This is a genomic window from Nonomuraea sp. KM90, assembly GCF_052246675.1.
Taxonomy (GTDB): Bacteria; Actinomycetota; Actinomycetes; order Streptosporangiales; family Streptosporangiaceae; genus Nonomuraea.
In genome coordinates this window covers 1-7,762 of record NZ_JBQQCB010000240.1, presented here as the reverse complement: position 1 = coordinate 7,762, position 7,762 = coordinate 1, and the positions used below count along the sequence as shown (strand labels likewise).

The window sequence follows — 7,762 nt, the reverse complement described above, 5'->3', positions numbered from 1 at the left end:
CCTCTCCCCGCAGAGCGGCTCTGGAGGGCCAACAAACCTCCATCTCTCACACAGCACCGCGTTCAGTGAAGCGCCATCGCTTCTCCGCCTCCCGCGTTCGTGTTCACAACAAGACGCTGAAGTACTGTCCCACCTTCCCCGCCCGGTTCGGCTCGATCGAGCACGCCCGCGCCTTCTGCCAGGAGTTCTACACCTGGTACAACCGGGATCACTTCCACTCCGGAATCGGCTACCACCACCCCATCGACGTGCACTACGGCCACGCCGCCACCATCCGCGACGGGCGCGTCGCCGTCCTGGCCACCGCCCACGCCACGCACCCCGAACGGTTCGCCAGCGGCGGCCTGCCCACCCCACCCGACCTACCCGGCCCCGCCTGGATCAATAAGCCCAAGACCAACGAACCGAAGGACGCCACAGAATTAGCCCAGCTCAACTGCCTTGATCAAATTGACAGGTTCCGAGACGAAGCGCACGCGTAAGCGCCCAGGATCACGTGTCGCTGTCGCATCCCTTGAGCTTCACCACGTAACGCGCCAACTCTTCTGTCGTGACGCTCTCCTCTCCCATGGGAGGCGGCCCTTCCATCACCTTCACGTCCATGTAGGGAGAGAACGTCGGCGTGATCTCAGGGGCGGGCTTCTGGACCGTCACTGGCGCATGCTCGGCTATCCAAGCGTCAACCAGCTTCTCGCGCGACGACGACGAGAACAGGCAGGACACCCCGGCCGGCGTTGCTGCCGGGATCGTCGGGACCGCGGCGAGACCCATGCCGATCAGGATTGCGATACGCCACCCCACTGCCGCCTCCCGATCGCTTCGTTTAGCGACCTAGCGTGCCGTACCTAGATCACAGACAGAACAAGAAGGGCCGAGCCACCCCGAAGGGTGATGCGCTTGTCGAGTCCGCCCACCACCGCGGAGCCGTTGGAGTAGGCGGTGGTCTCCCTGCTAGCTGCCGCCCTACCAGGCGACATGGCCTGCGGCGATACTCTCCGCGGCGACCTTCTTCCGCCAAGTAACCAGGCCAGTGCTGCCGAGTGAGCACGAGGGCCGTGCGGACGATGACGCCGCTGGCGCCCCGGGTTGGCGAGCATCATCGCGCTTCTCCAGCGCCGCACGACTTGCTGGTGCCGGTCGGGCCGGAGAGCAGAACCTCGGGGGCGCGCCAGGCGAACACCTCCGCCGCGGCACCACACGGGCGGTAGGCGTGACGCAAGGTGAGGGTCATAACTCGAGGGTTACGACGCAAGTTCCTGGTTCATCTGCTCACGAAGGACATGAACAGCGGCTTGTAGTTTCCTGCGCGCGTCGCTGCGTTCGTCTCAGAGGTCCGACTTGGCACCGGGATTATCCTCGATGAACTCGCGGAGTCGAATGTGGGCGCCGATCACGGCCCGTTTGCGCTCTACCCAGCTGACCAAGCGATCCCACACTGCCAATGTCCCATAGATGCCGACCTTGGCGCTTATGGCGAGCTCTTCCTGCCGTAGTGCGGTGAGTATCTCCCTCTCCTCTTCTGGATCCATGAGCGACTGGCTGATCATCATGAGGGTTTCGGTGTTGCCGATGACCATCGCGAGCGCATCTGCGTAGGCATCCTCGCGTCGCGCTTCGCGGTCTTTGGCAAGGGCGTGAGCGGTATTCTCCCGCGCGACTCGCTCAGCATGCTTGCGTCCTTGGTGGCCGGCGTACCAGGTGAAGAAGATGCCTAAGGCGCCCGTCGCGCCACCGGCAAACGCCTCACGGTACGCAGGCCACCGGCTCCAGCGGACAGGTTGCCTGCCGCCTTCCTATGGCGGCCTGCGGAGGCGTGGGATTTCTGTCGCTACCACTAATGTCGGGGCCGTGGCATACAAATCCGCGCCCCTGGACCACCTCGTTGCCCTGGTTCCTCCGCCGTCGTCGCCGCGCTTCGGTACTCGTGCATGGGGCGACCTCTTCGCCGACATCGGGATCCGGCTCCCAGACGACTATGTCGCCTTCATCGAACGCTATGGCAGCTGTCAGTTCGCTCGCTGGCTCGGCATCGGTGACATGCGCCTTCTCAGCGAGGAGGATTGCGCCCGATTGCCTCAAGAGATGGACTACTACCGAGAGTGGCGAGATGACGCCCCCGAAGAGTATTCCCTTGCCATGTGGCCTGAGCCCGGCGGGTTCTTCTCGTGGGGTAGCACGATCGACGGCGACTCGGTCGGTTGGTTGACCCTAGGTGAACCTGAAGAATGGCCGGTGATCGTCGTTCCGCACGACTCCGATCAGGAGCCGCCCATCGCGGAGACCATGACGGAGTGGCTGGTTGGGTGGGCTTCCGGCAACCGATATGACAGCAGTGGATTCATGGAAGGCACCGAAGGCCACCCGCTGGTGTGTGAAAGGTGGTGAGGGCCTGTCTCGTCGCGCGGGCGAGTGGGCGGCCCTTCTCAGCACGGCCGTTCGTGCCGGACCACCTGTTGGGGTAAGGCCGTCACCTGCCCATCGTGTCGGGGCCGCTGGATGAGGGGATTTTTGGATACCGCACCCCAAATGCACCAGGCGCCCCGCCACCTCTGCGGAACCGAGATCGAGCCGCTACTCAGTGGGCGTTTGATCCCGACAGTTCTGTTTGGTCCCGCACCTGATTTGGGTGAAAGCTCTCACCCGAGACGGCGGCGCCGGGCGACATGGCCAAGCGGTTCCCGGTACAGCCGAGCAATCATGTGATCGGTGTGTGCCTGCCGTACGGACATCGTGCGGGTGCGTGAGTGAGCACGCTCTCGCAGGCACGGTGCACTCTGATGTGTCGAGCCGGGGCTGTCGTAGGCGGCCCATGTCGGCCGCCTCCAGGACGCTGGACTAGAAAACACACTGTGGACGCGGACGAGAAGATCATTCCGCGTGGATTTCGCAACCGCGGCACTCAGAGGCCGTCGCCGGCACCCGGTGGCACACTGTCGTCGGCCACTTGGGCGGCCGTGACGGCGACGGTGGTGACGATGTCGGCCACGGTGGCGCCGCGGGACAGGTCGTTGACCGGCTTGCGCAGCCCCTGGAGCACCGGGCCGACCGCGACGGCGCCGGCGCTGCGCTGGACGGCCTTGTACAGGTTGTTGCCGGTGTTGAGGTCGGGCACCACGAAGACCGTGGCGCGGCCGGCCACCTGGCTGCCGGGCATCTTGGCCAGCGCCACCGTGGGATCCACCGCGGCGTCGTACTGGATCGGCCCCTCCACCTGGAGGTCGGGACGGCGCTCGCGGACGAGCGCGGTGGCGGTGCGGACCTTGTCGACGTCGGCGCCGGCTCCCGAGGCGCCCGTCGAGTACGACAGCATGGCGATCCTGGGATCGACGCCGAACAGCGCCGCGGTGCGCGCCGAGGCGATCGCGATGCCGGCCAGCTGCTCGGCGGTCGGGTCCGGATTGACCGCGCAGTCGCCGTAGACGAGCACCCGATCGGCCAGGCACATGAAGAACACGCTGGAGACCAGGCCCAGGCGCAGGATCTCGAACGCCGGCCTGATCGTGTGCGCGGTGGTGTGCGCCGCTCCGGACACCATGCCGTCCGCCATGCCGGTGTGCACCATCAGCGTGCCGAAGTAGGAGACGTCGGTGACGGTGTCGCGGGCCAGCTCGACGGTCATCCCCCGGTGCGCCCGGACCTCGGCGTACTCGCGGGCGAACCGCTCGCGCAGCTCCGCGTCGAACGGGCTGAGCACCCTGGCCGCGTCCAGGTCCAGGCCGAGCTGGGCGGCCTGGACCCGGATCCGCTCCTCGTCGCCGAGCAGGGTGAGCTCGGCCACGCCCCGCCGCAGCAGGACGTCGGCCGCGCGCAGGATGCGCGGCTCCTCGCCCTCGGGCAGCACGATGTGCCGGCGCGGTGTGCGGGCGCGGTCCAGCAGCTCGTACTCGAACATCAGCGGCGTGACGACGTCGGTCTTGGCGATCGCCAGCCGCTCCAGCAGCAGCCCGCCGTCCACGTGCTCGGCGAACAACCGCAACGCCGTGTCGATCTTGCCCTCGGCCTCGGGCGTGAACCGGCCCTCCACCGCCGACAGGCGGGTCGCGGTGTCGAACGTGTCGTGCTCGGTGGCGATCACCGGCAGCGGGATCGTCATGCCGCGCAGCAGCCGGTCCACCGGGTCCGGCAGATCCGTGCCGCCGGTCAGCACCACCGCCGACAGGGCGGGGAAGCTCGGCGAGGCGTGCGCCGCGATCAGCCCGGGCAGCAGAGCGGCGGCCCGATCGGACGGGATGATGACCGCGGCGCCCTCGGTGTAGCGCTCCAGGATGCTGGGCAGCGACATCGCCCCCACCATCAGCGCGCTCGCCTCGCGGCCGAGCCCGTCCCGCTGGCCCAGGAAGAATCTGCCGTCACACGCGTTGAGCAGGTCGGCGACGGTCGGCGCGCGCAGCGAGGGGGCCTCCGGCAGCACGAACAGCGGCGTGTCGTGCGCGATCGTGAGCGACCCGGCATCCGCCCGGGTGACCACGACCGCGAGCTCGTGGGCATGATGCTGCGCCAGCTCCCTGGACGACAGCTCGACCGCCGCGGAGATCTCCGCGGCGGTCCTGCCCCTCCCGTTCACCACGTTGATCACCGGGGTGCCCAGGTCCGCGGCCAGCCTGGCGTTGAACCCGAACTCCGTCGGCGCCCCCACGTCGGTGTAGTCGGTGCCGACCACCACCACCGCGTCGCACCTGCGGGCCAGGGCCCGGTAGCGGGCCACGACGTCCCCGGCCGCACGCTCGACGTCGGCGTGCACCTCGTCGTAGGTGACGCCCGCGCACGCCTCGTAGGGCAGGGCGAGCTGGAACCTGCTCCGGATGGTGTTGATCAGGGCGTCCTCGCGGCCCTCCCGTACCACCGGCCGGAACACCCCCACGGCCTCCACCTGCCGGGACAGCAATTCCACCAGGCCCAGGGCGACGGTTCCCTTGTTGCTAGCCGCCTCGCCCGCCGCGACGTACACCGCACGTGTCATGTACCTCATTGTCGTCGCCCCCGGCGCACTCTTGATCGCCGGGGCGGCCGGGAGGCGGCTCGGCCCCGCTTGACCGGCCCTCCCGGGACACGTGACGGTGAGATCATGCGATCAACGCCTCTGTTCCAGAAGATCGACGCGGTCATCGTCCCCGTTCCGGACCTCGACAGCGGGCTGCGTTTCTACCAGCACCGTCTCGGTCACGAGTTGCTGTGGCGAAATGATCAGCTCGGTCAGGCGGGGCTCGGCCTGCCGGACAGCGATGCGGAGATCGTCCTGGACATCCGGCTCAACCTGGCGCCGACATGGCTGGTCCGGTCGGCCGACGAGGCCGCCTCCGAGATCGTGGCCGCGGGCGGCCGGGTGGTCGCCGATCCGTCCGACATCCCGGTGGGCCGGGTCGCGATCGTGGCCGACCCCTTCGGCAATGAGCTCGTTCTGGTCGATCTGTCGAAGGGGCGGTACGTGACCGACCCGTCGGGGACCGTCATCGGCGTCGCCGAGTGATTGCGGCTTCGCCACCGGCCACGGTCCGGGAGCGCGGCATCGGGCCGGTCCGCCGCGTCCCGGAGCCGGATGTCGCCGCCTGTCCTGTGAGCGGCTGAGAGCCGACGCGCCCCCGGGCCGATCGGCCACTTGACGTTATGCAGGTAAATACCTGCATAATGGTGGCGTGAGCCTCGAAGCGAGAGCGATGGACTCGGTCTTCAAAGCGCTGGCCGACCCCACCCGACGGCTCCTGCTCGACCGTCTGCGCGAGCACAACGGCCAGACCTTGAGCGAGCTGTGCGAACGCCTGAACATGGCGCGCCAGTCAGCGACCCAGCATCTCGACATTCTCCAGCGCGCCAACCTCGTGACCGTCGTACGACGTGGGCGGGAGCGGCTGCACTACCTCAACCCGGCCCCCATCCACGAGATCGAGGAGCGCTGGATCTCGGGGTTCGACAGGCCCCGTCTGCAAGCGATCAGTGCCATCAAGAACCAGGCAGAGGAGTACGCCATGACCGACGCAACCACATCCGTGCCGACCTACGTCTATGTCACCTACATCCGCGCAAGCGCGAAGCAGGTGTGGCAGGCCCTGACGGACGCGGACCTCACGGCCCGCTACTGGGGACACGCCAACGTTTCGGACTGGCAGCCGGGCTCGCCCTGGGAGCACCGGCGCGTCGACGGATCAGACGTCGTCGACGTCGTCGGCCGGGTGATCGAGACCGAGCCGCCGACGCGCCTGGTCATCACCTTCGACGACGCCCCGGACGCCGAGAAGCCGAGGGACCCGTCGGTGGTCACCTTCCTCGTCGAACCGCACCAGGACATCGTCCGCCTCACCGTGACCCACGAGAACCTCCCCAACCAGGAGATGGCCAACGGCATCTCGCACGGATGGCCGGCCGTCCTGGCGAACCTCAAGTCGCTGCTGGAGACCGGCGAGGTCCTTCCGCAGGCGCCGTGGGAGATGTACCGCGCGCACGCCTGAGCCGGCATCGTCCCAGTCTTGTCGTTCGACTGCAGAAAGCAGACCCTGATGGACACCATCCCCCTGCGGGACGCCTACCGCGAGCTGCTGGACGCCGCCGCCACCGTGGCCGGACACGGGGCCGGCTCCACAACCGGCTCCGGCGGTGCCGGCCCGCTCCCGCCGGCCGGTGAGTGGAACGCCGACCAGATCCTGGCGCACGTCGCCATCCTCAACGCCACCACCCTCGCAGCCGTCTCCACCATCGCGATGGGAGCGAACACGACCTACGACAACCGCATGGCACTCGACACCTGGACCATCGAACGCCTCATCACGCTCACCGGCGGCAACGCCGGGCTCCGCGAGCGCATCCGCCTCCAGGCGGACGCCCTCTGCGCGCTCGGCGGGCCGGCGCTGAGCGACGCCGAGCTCGACACGCCGGTGCCCACCCGGCTCCTGTCCAAGGACACCGCCCTGGTCGACGCGCCCGTACCGCTGAGGGACCTCATCACGGGCCTCGCGGAGGTCGAGCTGCCCGGCCACACGCGACAACTCCTGGCCCTCCTCCCGAGCGGCGGCGCGGCCGAAGCCGCAACCTGACGACGATCATCAGCCGGCCCGGTCAGCCTCCCGGACCGGAAAGTTGGACCGGAAGACGTTGTGCGGATCGTGGCGACGCTTGATGGCGCGCAGGCGGGTCAGGGCGGCGGGGGCGAAGGCGTCGGCAGCCGTCTCGGCGGGGTTGAGGAAGGTGAACGGCTTGCGTCCGCTGACGGGGAGGGCCTCGGCGAGGTCGCGTTGCCTGGCGGTGACGGCCGCGGCGGTGGCGGGGTCGGCGGGGATGCCGAACAGGTAGAGCGCGTAGGGCTCGGTCAGCGGCCCGTGCGGGGTGTCGGACGGCCGGGTGAACGCGCCGCCCAGGTGCCGGATCTGTACGCTCAGCAGCGGGGCGATCGGTCCGGCGAGCAGGGCCTCGGCCGCGGCGTCGTCCAGTTCGGTCAGCAGTTCGGCGCGTGACAGGCCCGGCCCCGGGTCGGTGGGTTCGGCGGTGATGGACCCGAGTTCGGAGACCGGCATGACCCGCCTGCCGTCGGACAGGGGCCGGGCGAGGCGATCCAGCGGCGCCAGCAGGTCGCGGGCCTCGTCCTCGTCGCCGAGGTAGGTGGCGTCCACGGCCACCATGGGCGCGGAGCCGGGGAAGTGCAGCAGGTCCAGCCAGGCCGTCAGCTCCTCCGGCGCGGCGGCGGTGATCTGCCGGTAGGTGTCCATGACCTCGGCGGCGTGCTCCCCCGGCCACAGGATCCGGCCGCCGAACAGGCGCGGCGCGGGATGCAGGG

Annotated in this window: 8 protein-coding genes and 1 pseudogene; 5 read left to right on the top strand and 4 right to left on the bottom strand. The window is 68.8% G+C overall.

The genetic code is table 11. The features are described from left to right. The coding region (locus ACTWPW_RS62035) for an integrase core domain-containing protein (RefSeq protein WP_443174709.1) at positions 1 to 482 on the top strand (482 nt) is incomplete at its 5' end. 10 nt (positions 483 to 492) lie between these two features. Here ACTWPW_RS62035 and ACTWPW_RS62030 read toward each other — a convergent pair. Further along, a complete protein-coding gene (locus ACTWPW_RS62030) occupies positions 493 to 771 on the bottom strand; it encodes a hypothetical protein (RefSeq protein WP_375118083.1) in 279 nt (92 codons plus the stop codon). A gap of 554 nt (positions 772 to 1,325) precedes the next feature. Beyond that, a complete protein-coding gene (locus ACTWPW_RS62025) occupies positions 1,326 to 1,577 on the bottom strand; it encodes a hypothetical protein (protein ID WP_443174708.1) in 252 nt (83 codons plus the stop codon). 271 nt (positions 1,578 to 1,848) lie between these two features. On the opposite strand from ACTWPW_RS62025, the gene ACTWPW_RS62020 reads away from it, so the two are divergent. Further along, complete coding sequence (locus ACTWPW_RS62020; protein ID WP_443174707.1) at positions 1,849 to 2,385, top strand: SMI1/KNR4 family protein; 537 nt, start codon at positions 1,849 to 1,851, stop codon at positions 2,383 to 2,385. A 514-nt stretch (positions 2,386 to 2,899) separates the two neighbouring features. On the opposite strand, the gene pta is transcribed toward ACTWPW_RS62020, so the two are convergent. Then, the gene (gene pta / locus ACTWPW_RS62015; protein ID WP_443174706.1) at positions 2,900 to 4,960 is read right to left on the bottom strand and encodes a phosphate acetyltransferase; all 2,061 of its coding nucleotides are present in this window, start codon (positions 4,958 to 4,960) and stop codon (positions 2,900 to 2,902) included. Positions 4,961 to 5,065: 105 nt separating this feature from the next. Here pta and ACTWPW_RS62010 point away from each other — a divergent pair, with 105 nt between their 5' ends. The 3 genes from ACTWPW_RS62010 to ACTWPW_RS62000 all read left to right on the top strand — a co-directional run bounded on the left by ACTWPW_RS62010 (position 5,066) and on the right by ACTWPW_RS62000 (position 7,025). Continuing rightward, on the top strand, positions 5,066 to 5,467 hold the full coding sequence (locus tag ACTWPW_RS62010) for a VOC family protein (protein WP_443174705.1): 402 nt from the start codon (positions 5,066 to 5,068) through the stop codon (positions 5,465 to 5,467). Positions 5,468 to 5,633: 166 nt separating this feature from the next. Further along, a complete protein-coding gene (locus tag ACTWPW_RS62005) occupies positions 5,634 to 6,443 on the top strand; it encodes an ArsR/SmtB family transcription factor (protein WP_375118078.1) in 810 nt (269 codons plus the stop codon). A gap of 48 nt (positions 6,444 to 6,491) precedes the next feature. After that, a complete protein-coding gene (locus ACTWPW_RS62000) occupies positions 6,492 to 7,025 on the top strand; it encodes a hypothetical protein (protein ID WP_443174704.1) in 534 nt (177 codons plus the stop codon). 9 nt (positions 7,026 to 7,034) lie between these two features. Here the strand turns inward: ACTWPW_RS62000 and ACTWPW_RS61995 are convergent. Further along, a pseudogene (locus ACTWPW_RS61995) lies at positions 7,035 to 7,762 on the bottom strand (FAD-linked oxidase); the annotation flags it as partial.